Source organism: Desulfothermus sp. (genome assembly GCF_053993635.1).
On sequence record NZ_JBMYBT010000027.1, the window covers coordinates 1 to 25,162 of the forward strand.

29 protein-coding genes are annotated in these 25,162 nt (G+C 31.9%); 4 read left to right on the plus strand and 25 right to left on the minus strand.

Annotated elements, in window-relative coordinates; translation table 11 throughout:
* The 4 genes from ACY2V1_RS01740 to ACY2V1_RS01755 all read left to right on the plus strand — a co-directional run.
* A partial coding sequence (locus ACY2V1_RS01740; RefSeq protein WP_461833071.1) for a PD-(D/E)XK nuclease domain-containing protein occupies positions 1-354 on the plus strand: 354 nt, incomplete at its 5' end.
* A 464-nt stretch (positions 355-818) separates the two neighbouring features.
* On the plus strand, positions 819-995 hold the full coding sequence (locus ACY2V1_RS01745; RefSeq protein ID WP_461833072.1) for a hypothetical protein: 177 nt from the start codon (positions 819-821) through the stop codon (positions 993-995).
* Between the two features lie 349 nt (positions 996-1,344).
* The gene (locus ACY2V1_RS01750) at positions 1,345-1,803 is read left to right on the plus strand and encodes a type III secretion system chaperone (RefSeq protein WP_461833073.1); all 459 of its coding nucleotides are present in this window, start codon (positions 1,345-1,347) and stop codon (positions 1,801-1,803) included.
* A 34-nt stretch (positions 1,804-1,837) separates the two neighbouring features.
* On the plus strand, positions 1,838-3,418 hold the full coding sequence (locus ACY2V1_RS01755) for a regulator of G-protein signaling domain-containing protein (RefSeq protein ID WP_461833074.1): 1,581 nt from the start codon (positions 1,838-1,840) through the stop codon (positions 3,416-3,418).
* Between the two features lie 68 nt (positions 3,419-3,486).
* Here ACY2V1_RS01755 and ACY2V1_RS01760 read toward each other — a convergent pair whose 3' ends face one another.
* Genes ACY2V1_RS01760 through ACY2V1_RS01880 form a run of 25 tightly spaced genes read right to left on the minus strand, consistent with a single transcriptional unit; the run spans position 3,487 to position 25,149 of the window.
* Complete coding sequence (locus ACY2V1_RS01760) at positions 3,487-3,912, minus strand: ATP-binding protein (protein ID WP_461833075.1); 426 nt, start codon at positions 3,910-3,912, stop codon at positions 3,487-3,489.
* 27 nt (positions 3,913-3,939) lie between these two features.
* Complete coding sequence (locus tag ACY2V1_RS01765) at positions 3,940-4,278, minus strand: STAS domain-containing protein (protein ID WP_461833076.1); 339 nt, start codon at positions 4,276-4,278, stop codon at positions 3,940-3,942.
* 37 nt (positions 4,279-4,315) lie between these two features.
* Positions 4,316-5,359: a type III secretion system export apparatus subunit SctU gene (gene sctU / locus ACY2V1_RS01770; RefSeq protein WP_461833077.1), complete on the minus strand. Its 1,044-nt coding sequence runs from the start codon at positions 5,357-5,359 to the stop codon at positions 4,316-4,318.
* Positions 5,352-6,149 carry a type III secretion system export apparatus subunit SctT gene (sctT, locus tag ACY2V1_RS01775; protein WP_461833078.1) on the minus strand — a complete coding sequence of 266 codons (798 nt, stop codon included), beginning with the start codon at positions 6,147-6,149 and terminating at the stop codon, positions 5,352-5,354. Before sctT ends, sctU begins: the two co-directional genes overlap by 8 nt.
* Before the next feature lie 9 nt (positions 6,150-6,158).
* Positions 6,159-6,428 (minus strand): type III secretion system export apparatus subunit SctS, encoded by a 270-nt coding sequence (gene sctS / locus ACY2V1_RS01780; RefSeq protein ID WP_461833079.1) that lies wholly within the window; start codon positions 6,426-6,428, stop codon positions 6,159-6,161.
* A gap of 45 nt (positions 6,429-6,473) precedes the next feature.
* Positions 6,474-7,130 carry a type III secretion system export apparatus subunit SctR gene (sctR, locus tag ACY2V1_RS01785; protein WP_461833080.1) on the minus strand — a complete coding sequence of 219 codons (657 nt, stop codon included), beginning with the start codon at positions 7,128-7,130 and terminating at the stop codon, positions 6,474-6,476.
* Positions 7,131-7,142: 12 nt separating this feature from the next.
* The gene (locus tag ACY2V1_RS01790; protein ID WP_461833081.1) at positions 7,143-8,165 is read right to left on the minus strand and encodes a FliM/FliN family flagellar motor switch protein; all 1,023 of its coding nucleotides are present in this window, start codon (positions 8,163-8,165) and stop codon (positions 7,143-7,145) included.
* Positions 8,162-8,938, minus strand: a complete 777-nt coding sequence (locus ACY2V1_RS01795) for a type III secretion HpaP family protein (RefSeq protein ID WP_461833082.1) — start codon at positions 8,936-8,938, stop codon at positions 8,162-8,164. The genes ACY2V1_RS01790 and ACY2V1_RS01795 overlap by 4 nt, the downstream gene beginning before the upstream one ends.
* Positions 8,928-9,419 carry a type III secretion system stalk subunit SctO gene (gene sctO, locus ACY2V1_RS01800; RefSeq protein WP_461833083.1) on the minus strand — a complete coding sequence of 164 codons (492 nt, stop codon included), beginning with the start codon at positions 9,417-9,419 and terminating at the stop codon, positions 8,928-8,930. The genes ACY2V1_RS01795 and sctO overlap by 11 nt, the downstream gene beginning before the upstream one ends.
* Positions 9,416-10,747 carry a type III secretion system ATPase SctN gene (gene sctN / locus ACY2V1_RS01805; protein WP_461833084.1) on the minus strand — a complete coding sequence of 444 codons (1,332 nt, stop codon included), beginning with the start codon at positions 10,745-10,747 and terminating at the stop codon, positions 9,416-9,418. The genes sctO and sctN overlap by 4 nt, the downstream gene beginning before the upstream one ends.
* A 20-nt stretch (positions 10,748-10,767) precedes the next feature.
* Entirely contained in the window at positions 10,768-11,373 is a 606-nt protein-coding gene (locus tag ACY2V1_RS01810; protein ID WP_461833085.1) for an HrpE/YscL family type III secretion apparatus protein, read from the minus strand.
* Positions 11,352-12,020: a SctK family type III secretion system sorting platform protein gene (locus ACY2V1_RS01815; RefSeq protein ID WP_461833086.1), complete on the minus strand. Its 669-nt coding sequence runs from the start codon at positions 12,018-12,020 to the stop codon at positions 11,352-11,354. Before ACY2V1_RS01815 ends, ACY2V1_RS01810 begins: the two co-directional genes overlap by 22 nt.
* A complete protein-coding gene (gene sctJ / locus ACY2V1_RS01820) occupies positions 11,989-12,765 on the minus strand; it encodes a type III secretion system inner membrane ring lipoprotein SctJ (protein WP_461833087.1) in 777 nt (258 codons plus the stop codon). The genes ACY2V1_RS01815 and sctJ overlap by 32 nt, the downstream gene beginning before the upstream one ends.
* A gap of 11 nt (positions 12,766-12,776) precedes the next feature.
* Positions 12,777-13,211, minus strand: a complete 435-nt coding sequence (locus tag ACY2V1_RS01825) for an EscF/YscF/HrpA family type III secretion system needle major subunit (RefSeq protein WP_461833088.1) — start codon at positions 13,209-13,211, stop codon at positions 12,777-12,779.
* A gap of 14 nt (positions 13,212-13,225) precedes the next feature.
* Positions 13,226-13,600, minus strand: coding sequence for a tetratricopeptide repeat protein (locus tag ACY2V1_RS01830; protein WP_461833089.1), 375 nt, complete (start codon positions 13,598-13,600; stop codon positions 13,226-13,228).
* A 59-nt stretch (positions 13,601-13,659) separates the two neighbouring features.
* Positions 13,660-13,884, minus strand: coding sequence for an EscF/YscF/HrpA family type III secretion system needle major subunit (locus tag ACY2V1_RS01835; protein WP_461833090.1), 225 nt, complete (start codon positions 13,882-13,884; stop codon positions 13,660-13,662).
* Positions 13,885-13,906: 22 nt separating this feature from the next.
* Positions 13,907-14,125 (minus strand): EscE/YscE/SsaE family type III secretion system needle protein co-chaperone, encoded by a 219-nt coding sequence (locus ACY2V1_RS01840; protein ID WP_461833091.1) that lies wholly within the window; start codon positions 14,123-14,125, stop codon positions 13,907-13,909.
* Positions 14,126-15,493, minus strand: coding sequence for an FHA domain-containing protein (locus ACY2V1_RS01845; protein ID WP_461833092.1), 1,368 nt, complete (start codon positions 15,491-15,493; stop codon positions 14,126-14,128).
* Positions 15,468-17,204: a type III secretion system outer membrane ring subunit SctC gene (gene sctC / locus ACY2V1_RS01850; protein WP_461833093.1), complete on the minus strand. Its 1,737-nt coding sequence runs from the start codon at positions 17,202-17,204 to the stop codon at positions 15,468-15,470. The genes ACY2V1_RS01845 and sctC overlap by 26 nt, the downstream gene beginning before the upstream one ends.
* Before the next feature lie 6 nt (positions 17,205-17,210).
* Entirely contained in the window at positions 17,211-20,975 is a 3,765-nt protein-coding gene (locus ACY2V1_RS01855) for a hypothetical protein (protein WP_461833094.1), read from the minus strand.
* A gap of 41 nt (positions 20,976-21,016) precedes the next feature.
* Positions 21,017-21,475 carry a CesT family type III secretion system chaperone gene (locus tag ACY2V1_RS01860; RefSeq protein WP_461833095.1) on the minus strand — a complete coding sequence of 153 codons (459 nt, stop codon included), beginning with the start codon at positions 21,473-21,475 and terminating at the stop codon, positions 21,017-21,019.
* Positions 21,476-21,478: 3 nt separating this feature from the next.
* Entirely contained in the window at positions 21,479-22,957 is a 1,479-nt protein-coding gene (locus tag ACY2V1_RS01865; protein WP_461833096.1) for a CT398-like coiled coil hairpin domain-containing protein, read from the minus strand.
* A gap of 17 nt (positions 22,958-22,974) precedes the next feature.
* Entirely contained in the window at positions 22,975-24,084 is a 1,110-nt protein-coding gene (gene sctE, locus ACY2V1_RS01870) for a type III secretion system translocon subunit SseC family protein (protein ID WP_461833097.1), read from the minus strand.
* Positions 24,077-24,580: a SycD/LcrH family type III secretion system chaperone gene (locus ACY2V1_RS01875; RefSeq protein WP_461833098.1), complete on the minus strand. Its 504-nt coding sequence runs from the start codon at positions 24,578-24,580 to the stop codon at positions 24,077-24,079. The genes sctE and ACY2V1_RS01875 overlap by 8 nt, the downstream gene beginning before the upstream one ends.
* A 26-nt stretch (positions 24,581-24,606) precedes the next feature.
* Positions 24,607-25,149 carry a hypothetical protein gene (locus ACY2V1_RS01880; RefSeq protein ID WP_461833099.1) on the minus strand — a complete coding sequence of 181 codons (543 nt, stop codon included), beginning with the start codon at positions 25,147-25,149 and terminating at the stop codon, positions 24,607-24,609.
* Positions 25,150-25,162: the final 13 nt, after the last annotated feature.

Sequence of the window (25,162 nt, forward strand, 5' to 3'; positions counted from 1 at the left end):
ATAAAGGGCGAGCAAACAGTTAAAATGCTACATCTTGTGTATTTAAATCTATGTTCTTATTATCGTGTACTTAGTGAGCCTGAGTTAAATAAAAAATTTGCAGATATAGTACTGCTGCCAAAAAATGAATATGTTGAATATGTGGGGCTCATAGAGCTTAAATACATTCCTAGAAAGGAAAGTAAAAATATAGAGAAATTAATAGAAAATTTTAAAAAACAGGCAGAGCTACAATTAAAAGAAAGTGAAGCAGATGAGATGATAACATATTGGACAAAAGAAAAAAATAAAAAGATTGTCAAGGTTATATTGATATATTTTGGATGGGAGCTTGTGTATATGGACGTTCAATAGGTTCAATGTTCAAAATGTATTTATGTATCAATGATTATAGTCTTAGGGAGAATAAAATGAGAAAATTACCAATAGGATACATTAAGATACTAAAAAAACGAGGAACTTATCAAGGGAAAATAGAGGCTGTATCACAACTGGTAAAAATAGATTTTTTCTGTTAAAGATGCATGTTACGTTATGGGGATATCCAGAAGCATTTATTATTCACATAAAAAAATACGTCGCCCCAAAAAGAAAAGTAAGGAATATTTAGTAAATAAAATCAAAGAGATAAAAACCAATCAACCTTTTTGGGGATATAGACGATTAATACTGGCTTAAATATAGAGAAAATATAAATGTAAACAGAAAAAAGGTTTACAATGTATAATTTACTTATAAAACGAAAATAATATAAAGCTAAAAGGACACCAAAAAGTAAACCCAAGGCCTATGGACCTAATAATATTTGAGATATTGATATGACTAAATTTATAATAAATGGGCTAGGTTGGGTATATCTTGTAGTAGTTTTAGATTGGTACACCAAAAAAATAGTTGGATACAGTATTTCTTTAACCAGCAAACCAGATGATTGGTTAGATGCTTTAAACAAGGAAGAAGTAATCTGGATAAATGAATTTACTTCGTTAACTTAAAGCATCTGAGACTATATCAAACTGGATAGAAAAAGACTATAATAAACTATATGTACATTCAGCTCTTGGATATAAAATCCCTGAGGAATTTGAACGAGAATATTATAAAGTACATTATAAGAAAGCGGCTTAAAATATTAAAGTTACTTTTTCTTCAGTATAACCTTAAAGCCAGGATCTGACTGGTCACCAGATCAGAAAAAGATTGTCAAAGCCCGAAGTGAAAAAACTATATAAAGTTAACATGATTAACTCTATTTTTCTTAAAAATTTGTCTTAATTTTTGGGGACAATTACACATATAACAGAAACAATAAAACAAATAGAAAAGGAGGGAGGAGCTATTACCATGAACAGAGAACAAATAAACTCGTTATTAAATGATTTTGGCAAAAATCTTGGTATTGAAGATCTTTCTTTTGATGATAATAACTACTGTTGTCTCTTCTTTGATGACTTTGTCATCAATTTAGAGATGACTAACGAAGGTGATATACTGTATTTTTATGCCAATGTTGGGGAAATACCATCTTCCAATAGAGAAAACTTTTACGAAATGTTGCTTCAGGCAAATTTCTTATTTTCTCAAACCAACGGTGCATCACTGGGGATATCAAAACAAGGCAATTTTGTACTTTTGAGTTATCAGATTAGCACTTCTGTGCTTAATCTTAACAAATTTACCAACATTGTAGAAAACTTCGTGAATACAGTAGAACTCTGGTCAGAAAAAATAGATAAATTTGATTTGGGAGATACACCTCCCTTACAGGATACTAGTGAAATTACTAGAGGTATTAAAGTCTAACGAAACAAATAAATAAAAAACATGGAGGAATAATATGTCCCCATTAAATATCAATGCATTCAAAATTGCCTCCACCCAGGGATATGCAATTAAAATAGATGGGGAAGGCAAATTGAAAAGTTCTGGCAATAAATTTCTGGGAAAAGTTGTTTCGTGGCTTAAGTGGAAGGCAAATATAGGAACCTTTAGAGATGATAATCAAAAGGTTATGTACGCTTTTGTAAATGCTCTTAAGGAAGAATACGGCGATTCTTTTGGTAATATGATTGAAAACAGATTAAATCCTCAAAGAGGAAAGCCGCTCACTTCCAGGAAAATAAAATCAATAATTGAGGAAGGGGAAAAACATAAAGCCTTAATCAGAGGAATGAAAGAACATCTTAAATTCATGTTTTCAGAAGCTGATATCCATGGAGAACCAAATTGTTTTGGTTCGGTTTTTGCTAAGGTACAGGATGAATTTGGAGTGAATTTTTCCCTCGATAACATGGCCACAAATCGACTTAAACGAACCATCAGACAGAAAATAAATTGGGCGAGTATGAACGATAAAAAACCTGTCTCCATTAAAGAGGCAAAAGAGATCGCTACAAAAGAGATTAGAAATTTCTTGGATACAAAGGTAAAGTTGCTGGAAAAAATCAATCAGTTAGCCAAAAACGAAAAGGAAAACAATGTATTAACTGACATCATAATAAAAAATGAAGGAGTAAAAAGCTCAGAATATCTTGATCTAGTCTGGCAATCGAAAGATAATGCAGTAACATTTATTAAATCAGTGTCTGATAACCCTACTCCACAAAATCTCCTTGCTAATTTGGGAAAACTTTTAAGAGAAACAACTTCTCTTACAGATAAATACCTCAATAAACTACATGCTCAAGGCAAGGAAGCTGGAGCAGATGAGCTGCTCTTATTCACTTCAAATATGTTTGAAATTGCAATTAAAACAGGTGGATTTGACAATGCAACCTTGAACAAAATCTATAATACTTTAACCTCACGGGAAAACATCGAAGTACTAGAATACCTTTTTGCTATTCACGACACCATTGCCTCCAGCAATGCAAATGATGGAGCCTTAGCTAGATCACTAGAAGACCTATTTAAGGCACTTCAAAACGTAGTTGGGGAAAATCTCGGATTTTCCAGAGACGATATTGAATCAGCTAGAGAATTACATCTAACTATTAACAATGTGAAACAACTACCTAAAAATATATGTAAAACTCTCCAAGACCTTGGCTTTGAAAGCGTATACGATCCTAAGGATCCGGTTTCAATTCTGAAATCACCTGTGGGCCGGGCAAAATTTATTGAATTTACTGAAAAAGACTATTCTGATGAAAATCCAAAATTCTGGCTAGCACTCCAGGAATATAAATCAGCTTCCTCTAAAGAACTAGCCAAAATTGCAAAAGAAATAGTAGATACTTTTATCAAGCCAGGTTCTGAAAAAGAAATCAATCTATCTTCTGCGACAAGAAAATCTCTTCTTGAAAATTATGAAAAATCTAAAGAAAATCCACCGGTGGATTTATTTAACCAAGCAGAAGCAGAGATTATGAAACTGATGGAGCATGACATCGTTCAAAGGTTTATAAAACAATTGTAATTAAGAAGATATTAGATCAGTAAAAAAGTCGAACAAAAACAGAAAACATAAACAAAACTAAGTTATTCTTATTTAGAACCATTAGAAGATGGAGAAGTAAGATTAAAAACAAGTAATACACAATTTTTATTTTCTTCTCTTTTATAATAAATTTCATCTACAACTTGCTTAACCAAAAAAATCCCCAGACCACCTATTTTTCTTTCCTCTGGACTAAGAGAGATGTCGGGATCTTCTACCTCCAAAGGATTGAATGGTTTTCCCTCGTCAATTATTTTTATAATTAACTTATACAACTTTTTTTTTACTTCTATAGCTATTTCAGGTTTTTTCATGTTTGAATAGTTTACTATATTAACTATAAGTTCCTCAACTGCTAGTATTATTTTCATTTTTTTATTTTCATCAACTTCCATATCTTCAATTTGGCACAAAATATATTCCTTGATGTCCAATAAAGACTCAAGGGTTGCTGGAAAAACTTTTAAAGACATGTTTATTCCCACCTGTTTTTCTATCTTTTAAATAATCTTTTTTTCTGCCTCTTCTAAGGATTCAGTTATAGGAATAAAATTTGTAAATCCTGAAATTTCAAATATTTCTTTTACATCTTTTTTAAGGGATGAAAGTACTAATTTACCACCTTGTCCCATCAATGTTTTTGTTATTATAAGAATGCTCCTTAAACCTGCGCTGGATATATAATCTACTTGGGAGAATTCTAAAATTATTTTGATTTTTCCATTTGTTATATAAGATAAAATTTGCTTTTCAAATTCTGGAGCTGTTACGGCATTTATTTTTCCCTTAACCATTATAATAATCTTTTCACCTTCTTCTCTAGTAACGTTTATATCCATTTATTTACCCCTTTTTAAAATATATAATTTTTATTAACTAATCATTGTTTTTAAGCTGTTCTACCCATTTTAACACTTCTACTACTGGTTCAATAAGATCAGAAGGTATATATTTGTCAATCTCAACATGCTCATATAGTGCATGTGCCAGAGGAATATTCTGCATAATAGGAATACCTTCTTCCTTTGCTACTTCAATCATTTTTTTGGCTATTAAATTTTCACCCTTGGCTAAAACCACTGGCAATTTACTTTTACTCTTCTCATAATATAAAGCCACAGCACGCCTTGTGGGATTGGTTATTAGTACTGTAGCTTTTCTAGTCCTTTCAATGGTACTATTCATGATCATCTCCCTATGCAACTGACGCCTTTTACTTTTTATCTGAGGATCACCCTCCATTTCTTTATATTCTCTTTTTACTTCATCTTTTGTCATCATAAGCTTTTTAATATGTTGCTTTTTTTGCCAATAATAATCAAATGCTGAAATGACGATAAACACACTTGAAGAAATATATATAAGTTTTTTAAAAATATCTTCTAAAATTAAAAAAACACTTTCTAAACCTAGATATGGAATATGCAAAAGCGCATTAATAGAATTTTTTATGAGAACATATATGAGAAATCCCAAAAAGGATACCTTTACAATGGACTTAATAAGTTCTATTAAATTGTCTTTGGAAAAAATCTTCTTTATACTTTGAGCTGGATTTAACTTCTTTAAATCAGGCTTTATTGGTTCAAATACAAAAAGAAACCCTATCTGAAAAAAACTAGCAGCAATTGCTGTAACCATAGCCAAAATGGCTATTGGAAATAATAAAAAGATCAACTTATAAATCACTCCATTAAATAAATTTTTTAAACCTTCATTAAACTCAACTCTATAATACTGAGAAGGCAATAAAATTAATTCCTTAAATGTGTGCAAAATAATAGATCCACCACAAATTATATATCCAAAAAGTCCTACAATAACCGCAGTGGAAGTTACTTCTCTACTTTTGGCTACCTGTCCCTTTTTCCTGGCATCTCTCAGTCTTTTAGGTGTAGGTTGTTCTGTTTTTTCACTCATTTATTAATACTGTTTTTAAAAATTTAAGGACGTTGTCAAAGTTTAAAAGCTCAGGTCTTAAATATCTCCATAGCATCCCCATATACAATATCAACAAGAAACAGGCAATACCACTTTTTATTGGCATGGACAAAAAAAACACATTTAATTGAGGAGCAAATCTGTTGATTAGTCCCAATCCAAAATCTGTAAAAAAAATAACAATTAAAATTGGAGCAGAAAAAAGTACTATCATTTTCATCAACATGTCAACTTCCTTCAAAAAAAAGGTACTCCATTGCGCTCCAATTCTAGGAAACACAGAAAAAACTGGCCACCATTTATATGATAAAAATATACCCTTTAATAAATACAAAAAACCTCCAGAAGTAAAAAACAATACTGTAATAAACTGAATGAATAAACTTCCAAATACTGAAGTTTGTTCTCCAGAAAGAGGATCAAATACCGTAGCCATTGAAGAACCACGTTGATTATCTATTACAAAACCAATACCCTCAATTGCCCAAAAAATAATCCCAACAAAAAAACCAATAATTACCCCAACTAACACTTCTTTAAAGATTATAGTTAAAGTAAAAACATAAGATCCTGTGGTATAAGTTGTAAACGAAGATTTTACAGTAGGATATAAAAATAAGGCGAGACAAAATACTATGCTGTTTCTAACAAAGCCCTGTAATATTTTACCAAAAAAGGGTAGGATTGTAAAAATCGTTATAAGCCTTGGAGTGGTAAATGCTATTATTAGAACAAAATGTTTTAATTGCTCTATTATTGAGTCTAACATTTATCCCATTTACTTCAATAGGTATGGAAATTTATCAAAAATATTTTGAGCATATATAAAAATTTCTTGTCCAACCCATTTTGCTGTAACTATTAAAGTAATTACAACTCCTATAAGTTTTACCCCAAATGATATAGTCTGATCTTGAATCTGAGTTAAAGCCTGTATAAGGCTAACTAAAAAGCCTAAAATAGATGCTACAATAATAGCAGGGAGAGAAAGAATTAAAATAAGTGTAACACCTTTTATAGTTAAATGTATTATCTCTATCTCATTCATAATATAACAATACTATATATTAGTCTTGATGCAATTAATATAATTTTATCTATAAGTTAAAACAAGTCCATGAATGAGCCTTGTCCATCCATCTATAAGTACAAATAATAAAAGTTTAAAAGGAAGAGAAATTGTCATAGGAGAAACCATCATCATTCCCATTGCTAATAATATGTTAGAAATCACTATGTCTATTACAATAAAAGGTAAATATATCAAAAAACCAATTTGAAAAGCTGAAGTTAATTCACTCACAATAAAAGATGGAAGTAAAATCAGAATATCATCATCTTTAATTTTTGAATATGCTTCTTTAGGCCATAAGACTTTTGCTGATTTTTTAAAAAAAAGTCTTTCTCTTTTTTTTGAGTGTTTTAACAAAAATTTTTTTATAGGAATTTTTGCATTATTCATCGCTAATTGAAATGATTTTATGTTTTTTAAAGAAATATCACTTGCTTTAACTGCATAATATGAATCCAAAACTACAGGATACATGATATACATTGTTAAAATTATAGCCAATCCATTTATTACTATATTTGGAGGAATCTGTTGTATTCCTAAAGCATTTCTAATTAATGACAAAACTACTACTAACTTTACAAAAGAAGTAATCATAATGGCTACAAAAGGAGCCAGACTTAATCCCACCAAAACAACTATTATTACAAATGGATCAGGGAAATTTATACCATGCATTTTCTTCTATCTTCAATCTTTTGAATTTTCTTTAGACTCATTTAAAAAAGAAGTAGAATTAAATTCCTTCAATCTAACACCAACTCTGCCATCTATTTCAACCAACTCTCCAGTTCCTAACATTTTGCCATTTGCCAGAATTTCAATATAAGAACCCATTGACTTATCTAAATTAAATACATACCCAGGCTGAATATTTTTTAATTCTCCAAAACTTATCTCTATCTTTCCCACTGAAAAAGTAAGGGTTATTGGTATTTCATTAATGTCTATTTTTTTGTTTTCAACAGCATCATCAGACATTTGCACCTCCTTTACAATATCACTAACTATTATCTTTTGGTTATCTAATTCACATTCAAAAAGAAAAGGTCCTGTCTTAATAAATACCTTATTATCTCTAGGATAAAATTTTTCTAACAAGACAATATCATCTTGTTCCAGAGATGCAAGATCACCTATATTTATATTAGTCTTTCCCACCAAAACTATCATATAACATGGATATGTTAACAGTATATCTTCTCTCTCAACTTTCATTTTAGAAGTCAATTCAGACAACAATTGAGATATAACTATTTCCGATCCACCAATTACTCCACACACATTTAATCCAGAAAGAAATTCCAACACAAAATTTATATGGCATTTTTTTAATAAGTCAGAAATATCTTCCATAAACTCTATTGTATAAAGCTCAACTAAAAAATCTAACTGGATATTTTTTTTCAACTCTTCCCACAATGCTTTAAACAATCCCAATTTTATCTCTGTGTCTAAGACAGATATATCAATTCCATAATACTGATTTATAATACTTAGTATGTTTCCATCGATCACAATAAAAATTTCACCAAATTTTGTCTTTGAAGATAAAAACCAATAGGGAGGCTTTAATGACGCTTTATAATTAAAGTGAACGACTACTTTTTCTTCTAACAAAGAAATGTCTGTTCTAAATTTCTTTGAATAGACTAAATTGTAGATGTCTCTCGCCAAGGATGAAATAGAATCAATTAGTAACGGCCGTATCATTCTTCTCTTTTCTCCATTTCTTCATAGACATGTCTCTGTCCTCTACTTCTACCATCTGAGTTGGAAGAAAAGGAGTCATTTTTTATAAAATTAATAGTTACACTAATATTTGTAGGTTTAAAATTTTCTTTTAAATGACCCTCTAAGAGTTCTTTATTAGATATAAGTAACTCTTCAGATTTTTGAGAAAATGTTATAAATTCAACTGTTAGCTTATCGTTATCTCGTAATATTTTTACTTCTGTTTCTGGAAGTATATTATCTTTTAAAGAGATTCTCGCTTCTGCTGAGCCCTCAACATTATTTGTTGATACCAGTATTCTATTTGCCACAGAGGAAATAAATGAAGCTATTTCTTTTGAGGTTAAATTTGATATTGATTTACTGTCTCCAATTTCAGATGAGGTATTTATGTAGTTGTTTTGGGAAGAAGTCATTCCTTTTAAAATTTCATCTCCTAAAGAAATAAAAGAAGTGTTATTTTTATCTTCTGTTTCTTTTGACGAATTTTGCAAAGATGTTTTAAGTATTCCTTCAACTTTTTTAAATGTCTCTTGTTTTTTAGAAGTATCAATATCTATTTCTTTTTCTTTTTGAATTGACTTTTTTGTTTCTGTAGCATTTTTGGAATTAATATTTTTTTTATTAAAAAGTTCATTGAACTTATCTACAAACTTCTCTATATCACCATCTTTATCTAAAGAAAGTATCTTTTCTAAGTCTTTAGCTATATTTTGGGAATCAATTAATAGAGACTTTTTTTTAATAAACATTCTCTTCCTCTAACTCTATTTTTTTTGTTTTAAACTCTTCCATTTCCAAATCTTGTATTCTTTCCAACTCTTTTAATTTTTCTTTTAACCATATTTGTTTATGTTCTTTTATTTTCTCACAATTCTTAATAGCATCTTTCAAGGTATTTCTAGCCTCTTCTAGCTCTTTTATTCTTTGTTTTTCCTCTTTTTTTGCATTTTCAATAGCTTTAATATAAGCATATTCTCTTTCTCTAAGAATTGATATCGTTCTTCTCAAATCATCTAAATCTGCTTGAGATACCAACTGATTTTTTATTTGTTCATATAAATTATCTTCTGTATCTCTTCTCCACTTAATATAATTTGCCAATTCTTCTTTCTTTTTTTTTATAAGATCTCTTGCTTCTTGTAATTTTTTTTCTTTTATTTTCACATCCGCCCTGGCAGCATCAACACGCCTTTCTCTGAGAAGTAACAGATCCTCTAAAACATATTTCATGGACCCACTACTTCTTTCAATTTATTAATGGTTTCTTCAAAAGGAGATATTTCTTCAAGTCCCTGTTTTAAAAAACTATTCATGGCATCAATTTTGGATAACGCCTCATCTGCCTCTTTATCAGATCCTTTGGAATATTCTCCAAGTTTTACAAGAAGTTCTACTTCTTTGTATTTAGCTAACAAAGACCTGAATTTAGAAGCAGCCTTTTTATGTTCTGCATCCACAATCGCTCCCATTACCCTGCTTACACTTTGAAGCACATCTATAGCTGGATAGTGATTAGCAGCAGCAAGTTCTCTAGATAAAATTATATGGCCATCCAAAATAGATCTGGTTTCATCTGCAACAGGTTCCGTCATATCATCGCCTTCCACTAGTACTGTATAAAGAGCTGTTATGGAGCCTTTATCAGACATACCAGCTCTCTCCATCAAAAGAGGTAAGGTAGAAAACACTGAAGGGGGGAATCCTCTTCTGGTAGGGGGTTCTCCTGCTGCTAGTCCTATCTCTCTTTGTGCCCTTGCAAATCTAGTTACAGAATCCATAAGAAGTAATACCTTTTTTCCTTTATCTCTAAAATATTCAGCAATAGCTGTGGCCACATAAGCGGCTTTGAGTCTTTCCATGGATGTCCTATCAGAAGTAGATACCACCACAACCGATTTTTTCATGCCCTCTGGGCCTAAATCCTTTTCAATAAATTCACGTACTTCTCTCCCTCTTTCACCAATTAGAGCTAGTACGGTAATATCTACTTCTGCTCCCTTTACCAGACAAGAAAGCAATGTACTTTTTCCAACTCCAGCAGCAGCAAATATCCCCATTCGTTGCCCTTCTCCACAGGTCAAAAGTCCATCTATTACCCTGAGTCCCAGAGGCAAAGGTTTGGATATAATTTTTCTTTTAAGAGGATCTGGAGGATCTGCATATACAGGATAATAACTCTCCGGCTCAAAGGGGCCTTTTTCTGCTTCATCCATTGGTTGTCCTAGTCCATTTAATACTCTTCCTCTAAGCGATTCTCCAACTCCTACCATGTGGATTTTTCCTGTTGGATAAACCTCAGTGGAAGAGGACACTCCCATGAGTGAGCCAAGGGGTGTAAGCAGAGCAGCATCTTTTGAAAAGCCAACCACTTCTGCATGAAGTTCCCATTTTTCCCAGGGGTTTTTTAGAATACATATTTCTCCAATCTTCACTGTGGGAACTACAGCTTTAATTATAGTACCTACTACTTGAATCACTCTACCTCGAATTCTAAGAGGATTAACAGTTTCAACAGCCTCTTCCATGAGGGAGGTAATATATTCTAAACTAGTTATCATAATTTAATTAAAAATTATAGTTAAAAATTCTTTTTAAGTGCGCTCTCTATTGCCTTTAATTGTACATCTATATTTGCGTCTATAATACCTATTTCGCTCTCTAAAATACACCCAGCCCCTTTTACTCTCTGGTCAGGAACCACATCTATAAAGGATATAACCGGAAATTGAGCTATAATTTCATTAATTTTTTTCTTTACAACCTCAACTTTATCCAATGCTACCCTCACTGTAACCTTTTTTTCCCCCCTAGCCGCTGCAAGTGCATTTTTTACCACCCTTATCACAAGCTCTTCCTCATTAATCTCTCCCAAAATCTTCTCCACTGCCTGCATTACTATATTTACCATTTTCTCTTCCACAGAAGAAAAGAAATTAATTGACCTGGTCATCATTTCCATCATTTGCTCAGCCATTTGCATTTTTCCCTCTTCAAGCCCCTCTCTGTACCCTCTTTCCTTTTCCTGCTCATAAAGTTTCTTTGCTTCTTCTACTATTCTTTCTGCCTCTTGCTTAGCAACTTCTATTATTTCTTTTCCTTCTAAATATAAAAGGTATTCCTTATTTTTTATTATTTGTTTATTTACAACAAGGGAATTGTTTTTTAACCTGCATATATTAAGCATCCATTTAAAACCTCATGGGTTAGAATTCTTTTTACAAATTTAGTGGCCCTTTCTTTAAATTCACTTTCCTTTGGTTTAAAAGAATGGCCTATTTTTAACCACAATCTCTTTGTTAGCCCAATGTCTTCCTGCCAAAAGGCCATATTTAAAATTTCCAATCCAATTAATAGAATATTGAATTCAGTTTCTTTTCCAACAATATTAACCAGATAAGTTCTTAAAGGGTCATCTTCTTTAATAAAAAAAGAGGCTCTTTTTATGGCAAAAAAATAAGTAGTTTTTCCCAGTGACTCAAGTATATTCTTAACTCGCTCCCTTTTTATTTCCTTTCTAATTTCTAAATGGAAAACAGCAGCCCCCATTAATCTTATTAATTGAAATATTACACTTTGTTCCAATAAAGCGATTTTTGTAAGCACGTTTTCAATATCCCAATATTCTTTACCTTCTAAATCCATTTTTTTTAGTAACATTTTGGAAAAGACTTTTTTAGTGTATTTATTTTTATATAATATTTCTATTGGACAATTTGGAAAAAATTCTTCCACTATTTCCTTTTTAGCATAATCCAGGATGTTATAGTTAAATCTATATAACTGAAGAAACTGTTCTCTATTATTCAGAAGATTCTTTTGTACTGAATTCATCTTTTTTCCTTAGCTTATCTTGGAAAATGACAAATAAAAGTGCTCCTAAAAGACCCAATATTATTACAATAAAAATAGATAAAATAAAATAAAATCGTTGTTTAGAATCAAGTGTCATTTTTACGCCAAAAAGATTTACTAACTTAATTTTATAAAAATTTGGTGAATAATTACTGATAAAAGGAACAACAGTTATCTTATCATATGTTAATCCTTCTATACTGTTTAATATAAGTCTTTTAATTTTAGGTATAAGAATACCTATATCTGTTCCTTTTTTGCACTTAATAAAAACAGAAGCAGAAGACGGTTTTACTTTTTCGTGAAAAGGATCATTCTCTGGGAGTACAATATGAACTTTAGCTACAACTACTTCATCTATTAGAGATATAGTTTGAGAAAGTTCTTGGGATAAGGCATAGATATATCTAACTCGCTCCTCTAGGGGAGAGGAAACCAATCCTTTTTTTTGAAACATCTCTCCAATGGTAACAAATTTTTCTTTGGGAAGCCCTTCTGCTTTCAATAACTCTAAGGCCATTGAAATTGAAGAGTCATCAACTCTCAGTGTCCATTTATTTTCTTTTTCAGGGAGCTTGTCACATGAAATCCCATGAGCGAGTAACACGCCCATCATTTCATTGACTTCCTTTTCGCTTAAACCAGAATATAATTCTACTTTACATGCAGACAAAAAAAGACAAAACAGACAACATATTAAAAAATATATTTTTTTCTTCACCATTCCCAACCACATTACTGATTTCTAAACATTGTTTGAACAGCTTGAGAGCTCTTATCGGCCCCCTTTGACACCAGCTCCTGTTCTTGAGATAGTTGCATTAATTCAAACTGAAGTCTTAAGGCTTCTTGAACACTCATTGGCTGGTCATCACTATTTTCTACCAATTGATTCACCTTTTCTATTTGTTGCTCATGACTTTGTTTCAATTTTTCAATGCCTTTTAGAATTTGATCACCAAGTCCTTCCTGTTCTATATTTTGAGTTTCCTGGATGTTACCAGAAACAGACCCCTCCTCTTTTGTATTTACCTTATTTTCATTCATTGCCTGTTCAAATTGAGATACAACATCTTCATCAACATGATCAATTTTTGCATTTAATTCTGATGTTTCCCTTTGAAACTGCTCCGCTATCTTTTGACCTATCTGTTGAACTCCTTCACTCATTTTTTATCCCCTTTTTAAGAAATTTCCTTTAATAAGGCATGGGCCATATTAAGAGCTTCCTTCTCTTCTGTATTAGAGATAACATCGTCTAAAACTTTCCTTGCTTTAGAATTTTCACCCATGAGTTTATAGGTAAGACCCTTAAAACTTTTGATTAAATAATTTTCTGAATTTAAATTTTCAGCGTCTTCTAATAATTTAAGGGCAATATCATATTGTCCTGCATTTAACTCACATACAGCAAGTCCAATCAATGGATATTCACTACCTTCTCTAGCACTCTTTACGGCCTCAAAAATCGCTCTTGACTCCTTAAATAACCCTTGGCCTACTGCAAGATAACCTATTTCCATTAAAAGCTTCACTATTTCTGTTGGCACCTCTATCATACATTTTACCTCTCTTCTCTACACCTTACCATTTAAATAAACTAATTTTAAATCATGCCTTATCTAATATTTTGAACTGTACTCTTTATTCCTTCACCAATAGTTTTCAAAGTGTTACTTTGCACTTGAGTGGCTATAGACCATTTTTGCATTAGTTGTTGAAGTTTAAGCACATCAGTTGTATTAGAAGAATCCATTGTTTCCAGATGCTGTGCAATCTCATCTTCAATGGATGTTGTTGCTTCGCCTAATTTATTGTAGATGTTATCAAGATTTAAAGTCATAAAACACCTCCCGCATATATTTTTAAAACTTGTTTATAATTTCTATTGCATATTCTATACCTTTTTTTATTGTTTCTGCTTTCAAAAATTCATCTGGAGATAAGCCCTTATCCATCTCACCTTTTAATTGAAAAAGAAACCCCTCTAATTTAGACGCTATTTCTTTTTTTATAGTACCATTTTGATCCATCCTCAATTTATCCTCCAGCTCCACCATTGATATTTGTTCTTGGCTTTCCATTTAATTTCCTCCCATAGATATAAATAAATTCATAGCTCCCTTTTCCAATTCTATCCTATTAAAATCTATTTTTTTTAAAACAAAACCAGAGGGCAACGTAGAGCCTTCAAAATATTTTTTCCCATCAGCCCACACCAAATATTTTACTGTGCCAATATAAACCCCTTTTACATCAAACTTAATTCTATCTTCCAAATAATTTACTTTTGAAACAAGCTTTAATCTATTTGCATATTTTTTTTTCAAAAAGTCCATGACTTTTTTAAATTTAAAATTATTTTCTTTCGATATCAAGGCTATTATTTCAATCCCTAGAGGATTAAATTGCAAATTTATTTTGCCTTTTATTCTATGTGTCAAAAAAGTTTGCAATATTTTGGGTTTTAATTCATCGCCAATTAAGACATTATTTTTTATTTTTAATATATTATCCATATCTTGGTTTATGGCTTTAATTATTTTATTAACAATTAGCTGTGATGGAGCAAAACCATCTAATAATAGTATGCCATCTTCTTTAACATCAAAAGTTATACCCTTTGCATGATAACTTTCAAGAATATTTCTAATTGCCATAAAGATTTCGTCTTTCGACATGATATTTACAATAATATCGGGAAATTTAGATTTTATTTGAGAGGTAAGCTCCATCTTTTTATTTATATCATTGACAACACCTATTATCTTTGTTCCATATAAGCCTTTTTCGATTCTTAAATTGGCAACTTTATATTTTTTTAGAAATTCCTCCAAAGTTTCTTTTTTGCCATTCTTTTTCACATATTCTGGAGTTGAAGACAAAAAATAAGGCATTCCCAAAAAAAATAAAAATATTATAATTCCCAATGCAAAAATTGTTTTTTTTAAATTTGAATAAGATGCTTCCTCTGTCTTTTTCTCTGTATATTCACTATATTGACTTTCTAGTTTTTTTTGATTATCATCTACATTTTCTTTTTTGCCCTGTTCTTGTTCTAATTTTTGTTCTCCTTTCTCCAATAAATTTTCATGGAATTGCAGGCTTTCAAATGGATCTGGCCAATTTTCTTCGTCTATTTTCCCAATGCAACATATACATTTCCCAACTTTAAAAGGCTCTAATAAATTTAAAGATTGTGCATTGTTTTCAATCTTTTCCCCTTGTACATAAATTTCTCCGTCTTTTGGAACTATCTCTATACAATCTTCTTTTATCCCCAATTTAAAATGAAAAGGAGCTACATCTTCTTCATTTAATACTATATCACAATCCATATCTGAACCAACAATGTACTCCCCTGAAGGTAAAGCTACCTCAGCTCCTACATGAAGTCCTGAAAGAATTTTGAATTTTAATACCTTATTAGTGGCCTGCATATTTTTTTTCATTTAAATACTTTTTTATTTTATCAAATTCCTCACCTACTACTCCTATCTCCTTAGAGGATTTAACTATTTTACAATTTATTAAAAAAATTCTTTCTCGATTTGTAGTATTTTCCACTGAATACCTAAACAAATACCCCAATAAAGGAATACTTCCTAAAACAGGTACTTTCTTTTTATTTTTTGTTTTAAAATCATAAATATATCCTCCAAGCATTAAAAATTGATCCTGGCTCACAACTGCCTGTGTATGGATAGTACTTTTGGGCACCACTGGCAAAGAATCCACTGTCTCAGTATCGGAGATAGTCCCGTCTTCTATATCTACAATTAGTTTAATCCTTTCTCCTTTGTCTGTTTTTACGATGTGAGGGGTAACTTTAAGCACCAACCCCGCAGTGACATCATATAAATCTACCTCCTCCTGCCCAGCTACTTTGGTGTAAAAAGTCTGGGTCTGTTCAATCACAGCTTGCACGTTATTAATGGTAAGTAAAGAAGGTCTGGAAATTATCCTTGCATTTCCCTTTTGTTCCAATGCCCTTAATCTACTGAGTATGTATTGTCCAGTCCCTAAACTAATAGTTGTTGCCAAATTAAACCCATCTCCAGTTGTAAGCCCTTCTGTTCCAGGAGTAAATCCTTCATTGCTATTAAATCCCCCTTCTATTGTGTATTTTCCATCTCTAATAGTTCCTTTACCCGACCAATTCAAGCCCAATTCTTTCAAACTGTCAGTAGACACATCTACAATTATTGCCTTTATCTGAACCAAACCAGAAGGTACATCTAAAAGAGAAATAAGTTCCTTATATAAAGGCATTCTTTGTTCCACGTCTCTTATTATCACTGCATTTAATCTAGTATCAGCAACAACTCTTGAAGATATAGACAAAGCCTTTTCTTGAGAAGAATTATCAGAACTCTCTTTATCTTCTACCGAGTTAGAACGATTAGAAAATTCACCTTTACTTTTCTTATACTTTGCTGCCAGTCCTTCCCCTTTAAGTCCTTTTAATTTTTGAGATAGTTTTTTTATTTTTATAGAAGAATTTTCTATTCCTTTACCTGACAATATTTCTTTTAACAGAGTTGCCACTCCTGGGACTGTTACTTCTTCATCTCCCACACTAAATGTATGGTCAGAAGCCCATGCATACTTTAAAGGAAATATTTTAATAACTTCCTTGGAAATAGAGGAGGGCGGAGTATCAATAAGTTGAGCAGTTTGCATCACTAATTCTACATATTTAGGCGGTCCTGATACAAAAACAATTCCATCTTTATCTCCTTCTCTTAATGGAAATCTATTATCATAGATCTTCAATGACTTAAGAGTATTTTTTAATCTATCAATACTTTTAAATCTGAGTCTAATAAGACAGCTTTCTATCTCCTCACTGGAATATACATACAACACAGATCCATCAAAATACCACATAAGTCCAAAACTTTTTGCAATATCCTCAAAAAAATTTTTGGGATATATACCCTTAAAAACTCCATTAACCTGACCTTTTACCTTTTCGCTTATAACCACTGGTATTCCATATAAAGAACAAAAATCCCTGAGCACTTGCTTAATATTTTCTTCCTTATATGTAAAAAAATATTTCTGCTTTTTAAAAAAAGGTATTTTTGTAGCCCTTGCATTTAAATAACATAAAAATACCAAAAAGATAATTCCAATCAAAAAAATTTTTTTTCTAATCATTTTTTATTAAACTTCGCTTACATCAAAGGTTATAGTTTTTTCTGACTCAAAAATTACCTCATGTGTCCACAAAACATACTTGAAATTATGTGAATTTTCAATTGATGAAATTTTATTTTTAAAAATAATTTCTATCTCAGCTGGATAAAAACTTCTTAAATCTTCCAGTAAAGACTTTGCCTCATCTTGCTTTTGGGATAGTTCTTTCTCATTTATGTTAAAACAAACATCTTCTTTTAATTTCCATCTTAAATTAATTTCTTGAATATCCTTCTCCATTTGTTTTAAGATTTTCCTGGTCTCATCTTTTAATTTAATTAGACCCTTACTTTCTAAATCTAAAACCTTTTGAACTGAACCATAGTTTTTCGTAAAATTTGTAGCAGGAGTAAGTCTTCCATGATATCTTATTTCCTCCATTGTCACCTGATAAGAAAATTCTTTTGCCTCTTCAATTCCTGAGCTTACATCTCCTACATTTACTCCCACACCTCCACCTAATGTAACAGAAACAGTATGTTGTACAGTTTTTGTCTGCATCCTTGCATTTTCTTCAAATAATTGGGTTTGTATAGCTTCTAATTCAACAGAAATATTGGCATCGATTCCAGTATTTGATATTTCTTTATCCACTCCAATATTGGCACCAATTCCTCCTTCTAACGAAACTTCTTTAATAAAAAATAATTCTGTCGCTTCACGAATAGGTGCTGGTTTTTCAGAAGGATTTATAAGGTGCATAAGGAAATTTTTTGCACTATCGCTGCTATTAAAAATCACTTTAACTCCTTTGGCCCTACCTCCTTTAATTCCTGCACTTACAGATAAAGCATCAACAATCGCACCAACTTCTACTGTTCCTCCAACACTTTTTCCTCCTTTTAAAAGGAATATGAAATTTTCACCTTCTTTTATAACAGAAACAGAATTTTCTTTTGCAATGTTAAATTGAAGTCCAACATCAACTGATGATACCGAAGTGGAATCTAAATTTACCTCCATGTTTTTGCCAAAGGAAAGGATTAATTTCTGTCCATCTTCCAATGTAGAAAAAAGGTTAGATACTTTATCTTCAAATAAAACATTTTTAGGGGCCTCCCTTACTATAACTTCTTCTGCTTGAGCTCTTTCTTTTTTCAACTGAATTGTCTGAAGCAACTTATCTATTTTGTTTCCCTGTTTATATTCTTCAATAATTGTCTTAAAAGACTGGTCCATCCCGATAAAACGCAAATCATCATTACTTTCTTCCTCAATAAGAAAACCAAATTTTAAACCCCATTGTTTAATTTTTTGCAGATTTGGGATATAAGAGGCAATATCTTGTACTCCAGATTCAAAAATATCCTTTAATATACATGCATCAACAAAAATCTTGATGTCAGATGTTAAAAAACTTTTAGTGTCTGTCTCCTCCAAATATTTTCTTGCATTTTCCAGTTTATAAAGTTGTAAAATAGCCTCTGCTTTTTCTTTGAGATTATAAGATTCTAAATAGGGTACTATTTCATTTTTTATTAAATTTATTCCATCTACATCTGTTCTTTTCTGTAATAATATCTCAACTTTTTTTATTCTTTCCCTAAGTTCTTTTCTGGTTGAGGAGGAAAGTCGAGGTTGTTTTAACTTTCTAAGACTATATTTGGCAATTTCTTTTAACTCTTTAATTAGTTCATGGACATTTTTATTTTGTTCCAAATTTTTAAAAAATTGTACAACTGCACGACTACAATTAAACCTGTCTTCTCTATTTTCATCTATGGGGGGGGTTAAATCCTTTACAATTTCTCGTAACTCTGACTCCTTAGGAGATAAAATAGTTATGTTTGTTCTTTGTTGAAGGAACTCTCTTGCTTTTTCTATATATGCTGAGAAATATCTCTCTCTAATCATATTTTGATATTCAGTAAAAATAAAAGCATTTGTACTATCTAACTCCAGGTAATTTTTAATAATCTTGTCCAGAACTTCCCCAGCCTTAAATGCTGTATTGTTTCCCAAAAGACCTTTGTATAAAGCCAAAATTGCTTCTTTGTCTTCTTGTAATTCAGCAGCAAATTGGGAAATAGAAGAGATAGTTTTCCTTGCATCTTCAAAACTTCTAAATTGTTGCTCTATAAGTCTTTCTATTTCTTCAACATCGCCTTTTAACCCAATTTTTGAAAACAGTTTAGAGAGAGTCTCCTTGTCCAGTCCCTCTTTTTCCTTATTTTCTAATTTATCTACTTTATATTGGAGCAAACATGCCTTTGCTAACATTAAGTCTATATTTTTATAATTAAAGCCATCGCCATTTATAAGAGTATCTACAAGAGTGTTATCAAAAGAGATTTGATAAAATGAACCTGTAAATTTTTGTTCTTTTCTGAATTTACGAAAGAGCCGTGCTAATATATTTTTATAGGATTTTTCTTCTTTTCGTAAAAGTTTTGCAAATTCTCTTTTTGCTATTGCAAGTTCATGTTTTAAAACAATTAAATCCTTTGGGAGGGTTTTATTCAATTCCAGTTTTATCTCAAGTGCCAAATCATCTAAATGTTCTCCATAAAGCAAAAAATCTACAAATTCTGGCTTACCTTTAGCAATTTCAGGTAAAAGTGAATCTGCCACCTCTTTTTGAATTTGAAATATCTCTTCTTCTGTTCTTATACTATTGTACTTTCCCTCTTCTTCAAAGAAATACCTATGTCCTGTTTCAACAATATCATTTAATCTCTTTAAAAAAGACTTATTTTGCAAGTAACCTTTTTTCAGGAATATCTTAAGAGCATCTTTAGCTTCAGAAGAAAGTTGATCATTTATAAACAATTTCTCTAAAACTGAATCCTTCAGATTATTTCCTAAAATCTTAGTCATTTCTTTATTTGTTAAAAATTCTATTCTTTCCTCTAAAATTTCCTTTGTTTCTTTTAGTTGATCCTTTAATCTGGAAGCAAAAATTTTATTTTCACCTGTAAAAAGAGAATTATTTAATATATTGTATTCTACAATCTCTAATGAGGATTTTAAGTTATAAACAGACTCATAAGTTTGGTCTTGGATTTCTTCCTTAATCTTTAAAATTTGCCTTCTAAATTCTTTATAATTTTCTGCAGCCTCTAACCTTCTTTCTACTTGATTAACCTTTTGATTTAAAGTTTTTGCATAAGCTCCTTTTTCTCTTTGAAGTTCTTCATCATCTACAATATTTTTTTTAAGTTTTCCAAGTTCACTGTTTATCGTGTCAATATCTACATTTTCCTGAGTGAGCTGAGTATAGATAGTTTCTAACCCAGTTATTTTATTCCTGTAATGTCTCACAATTGTTTCAACTTCCTCAGCATAGGTCATTGCCGCCTGGGCATCTGGAGTAATTTTGCCTGTTTCATCCCAATTTAAAACAGAATCATCTGCTATTTGCTTTTTCAAAATTTCTATCTCTTTTAAGAAACTATCCAATTTATCCAAAGTTTTTGGTGAAGCAATTAACATATCTTGAATATCGCTAAATCTCTTTGCATATTCAGATACATGCTTTGCCGCTAACGCATATTTTTTATCTTGTTCAGAATATCCCATAGAGGATATACGTTGAAGTAAAGAATTGTCTATTTCTGTAAAATCAATTGGCGATGGATTGTATTCATTTATTTCATATTGAGAGGTGGCTGCAACCTTAGGAGGTTTTTGAGATATAGTTTGAGATATTGAAGATTTTGTATCTTTAACTTCATTAATATTTGAATTAGATGAAATAGTGGTGCTTTTTATCGTATCAGGGGACCAGCACATATATCTTTCCCTTTTTATTTACATTTTTATTTTATCTTATCTTAAACTTTTAAATTGAAATCAGCCAATTCTTCTGTATTGTTTTCAGAAGAGAAATCTTTTTCTAAAAGTCTCTTTTTCCAGATATATGCCATTAAAATAAAATTACCAAGTACATTCTCAAAGCCTATAACATCTACAGTAGGAGCTAAAAAAGAATACCACAGCATTAAATAATTGTTACCCTCATCTATACCAAAACTTGCACATCCAGTCTCTTTTCCTAAAAAACCTGATTTTAAAACCATTTCAAATAGTTTTTCTTTATCGTCATACCGAGATAAATCCAGAAGAGGAGAATAAAGATATATTCTGTTCCCCTCCTCTGGCACTTCAATTATTATTTCTACATCATCTTTCCAATTTAAAACACAAAGCCCTGAATCTTCTAAAAATAAATGTGTGTTTAATTTTTTTCCAATATCCTGCAACCAACTATTTACTATTTCTCTTGTATTCATAATTTACACCATGTGACTAGCAATTGTTCTTTCTGTATCTATCTGGGACTGTTGAATCATGCGAAGGGCATCCTGAGCTGTTTTTATAAGATCCCTCATGTTTTGCATCCATTCTGTCTCATCCTGTGCCCTTTGCTCGTGCAACTTTGCCTTCCCCTCATGCTCTGTTGCGTCTGCTTGTTGCATCATACTTCCAGCCTGTCCTGAACTCATCAGAACCTGTCCTATTACCTGTCCCATGAGCCTTTTTATATCTGCATCCCTTGATAAATCCTCTGCCATTGCAGAAAGTTCTTGAGATTTTTCCTTCATTTTAGCTAGCTTTGCATCATCTGTTTTAGCAATGGTATCTATGTCCTTATCTGATAAAGACTCCAGCAGTTTTCCCATATCCTCTTTAGCACGGGCAAGGTCTTGTTTTGCATTTTGAAGTTCATTGTTATAATTGTTTAGCTCTTCCTCAAGTCCTTTTTTATGTTCTGATAATTTTTTATTTTCAGCTTCCAAAGAACTCTTTTTGGATTCTAAGTTGGTCTTTTGTTTTTGCAAGTCATTTAATTTTCTCAATTCTGCATCTGATAAACTGTCTTTTCTAGACTGAAGAGAATCTATTTCTTTATTAATATTTTCCAATTTTGAATCCACATTTTTCATTTTTGTTTTATTTGCCTCTATATTTGCCTCTATATTATTTATGGAATTTTTAGTTTGTGTTATTTTTGTATTTAAGCTATCTATTTTGTTTTGTGAATTTATGATATTGTTTTTACAATTTTTAAAACTTTGAACAGTATTTATATCGTGTGAGAGCTTGATATTCTGTTTAGTTGCTTTAAAGGCTTTGGCAGATTTTCCACTGCCTATACCTGAAAAGGCAACAGTCATGGCAGCAGAGGCAATACCCATTGAAAGAACTGTCCAAGCAGCTTCTCTTAGTTTATCTGCTTGAGCAGATATTTCTTTTTGTTGGAGTTGATATTCTGCATGTCTTGATTCTCTTGCGGCTTTTTTCTGAGATTGAAATAATTTTTGCATTAACACGAGAAGTTGTTCTATATCTCCTAGTAGGGAATCTTTGTCCAGATTTAAATGGGATCCTCCCTCTGTTCCTGAATCTGTAGAAGTCTCTTTATTATTACCACTATTAGATGAGCTCCCTAATAAAGGATTATCAACATTTTGATCCCCTGTATTTGTTGCAATGTTATTTATTACTGAGGTTAATTCATATAGGTTTTTAAGAGTATCATCTGTGGCAATATTTTCAAGATTGTTTATCATATTATTTGCATCTTCAGATGAAAACTCGCCAGGGGGAGGAAGTTGTGGGGGACCAAATATTTCTCCATCCTTTATATTCTCAATGGACAATACTCCTCCACCCTCAATTATGCCACTTCCAGAGACATCCTTTGTTTGTTCTATAGATTCAATATATGATTTTTGAATTGGTGGTGTCCCTCCAACTCCTTGTATAGTCATATGTTACCTCCTTAATTTTAAATGCTTTGTCTGGAAACCACTTCATTTGTTTCTACTTGAGATTTCAGAATACTCAACACAATAGACACATTTGCCTGCATTTGATCAATAATTTCCTGTATCCTATCCTTTTCATCATCCATTTTTTGCTGAAGGGCAGCTATGAACTTTTGAATATCCTTGGCATCAGCCCTGAGATTCAATGCTTCATATTGATAATAAGAAGAAGCAGTGCCAGCCCCTGCCCCAGCTACAGTACCTATATCATCCATAAATTTTGCACTCTCACCTAATTGCTGGGCCATAAGTCTTGTCTTAGAAATATTTCCAGCTTCCTGTGCAAGACGGGCTTTCTGGGCAGCAGAAGCAGTCATAACTACTTTTGTTTTTCCTATTTCTTCTAATACAAACTTTCCCTTACCCAATTTGTTGACAAAATTCCCTGCAATTTTTTCAGCTCCTCCAGGGAACTTTTTGCTGGCATATACCATTACAAAAGTGAATATAATTGCTGCAGTTATCATCGCTGCAGTCTTACCCATACCCATCTTTTCAAATACTTTTGCCATGCCCTCTAAAACTTTGCCCGTGGCTCCTGTTTCATCTAAAATAGTCATGGTGGCAGCAAACAAAAGACAGGCAACAGGCCCCACAGCCAAACCACCTGTGGCCACACAAGCAGCAACTGCTACCACTGCAGTGAGGGCAAGTCCAATGTAACCTATTATCTTACCTATTTTCCCTGCTTTATCTGCTTTTTCTGCTTTTTCAGCAGCTTTCATGATCTTGTCAATTCTTTCCTTATTTTTTTGTTCCATCTCCTTTTTTTTGGCCTGGAGAAATTCCTTACTGCCTTTTAACTGTTTCTCTTCAATATCCATTTGAAGCTTTAATAGAAGAGTAGCTAAAGAACCACTATCTATATCAGAATCAGGAGGAGGAAGTTGTGGACCATATCCCCCTGTATCCTGACCACCGTCCACGCTCTGATCTTTATTTTTTCCAAGAAGTATCAAGGTATCTTGAACAAATTCTGTTAATTTATTTATATCTAAATCTTCATCTATATTTGAAAATACAGGAGGTGGAACATTTATATTGTCGCCAACTCCACCAATTTTACTCATCTTTCTTCTCCTCTTTTTTTAACATATCGAGAAGCATCTTTGCTCTTTCCCTTTCTTTTTGATATTTTCCCCCCTCTTGTGAAAATTCAATGGCTGTTAAAAGAGCACCCTCTGCCTCATCTTTTCTTCCAAGGGCCATTAAACATTCAGCAGCATGAAGTGCTGGAGTGGGATTTTCTGGGTCTAAAATAGAGGTATATGCATAAGCTCTTGCAGCCATATCTAAATTTTTTAATCTGTGATGAGTTGCCCCCAGAGAAAACCAATACTTTGGTTCCATATGATTTAAAAAACACAAAACTTTGAAAACTTTTAAGGCCTTTTCAAATTGACCTGTTTTGTACATATTATACGCCACTGAATAAAGAGCTTCTGCTTCCTTTTCGCCAATACCATAAAAATCCATCATTCTACCGCCTGTATTCAATACAGTATCAACTATTTCGTCCATTAATTCATCTAGTTTTTTAGATATATTTTCTTGAGTTTGTGTCATTTTTTCCTCCCAAAAATATGTTTTAATTACCTCAAATTAGAAACAGCATTATCTTTGCTTTTTTGATCAGTTTTCATTAGGTTGGAAATGGACTGATAGATATTGTCCCTTTTACTCATCAGTCCCTGCAATCTTATCATATCCAGCTGGGACTCAGAATTTAAGGAATCCATTTTAGCCTTGATAAGACTTATGGCCTCTTGTCTTTCCTCTTTTCCCCAGCAATAATCTACACCTCCAAATTTCTCTTCACTTTTAAGATCAGGGAGTCCCACTTCTTTCCACAATTCTTTACCTGAATAATTGCCAGACCCATCGGGTTTTGGTATTCCTGTATCATAATTATTCATATCTATCACTTTATCCTCTGAAGCACTGTTTAGTGTTGCTAAAATATTGGAAAGACCTTCCAAGATTTTATTTCTTTTATTCATTTGCTCAGCCTGTTCCATAATTTGATTTTCTATATTCTCTGTCCGTTCAAAACCAATTACCATAAGGAGGGTTCCCAGATCATAGGTCTGACCATCCATGACAAACATTCCACCATCTATCCTGGTTATTTCCATGGCTATTCCTCCA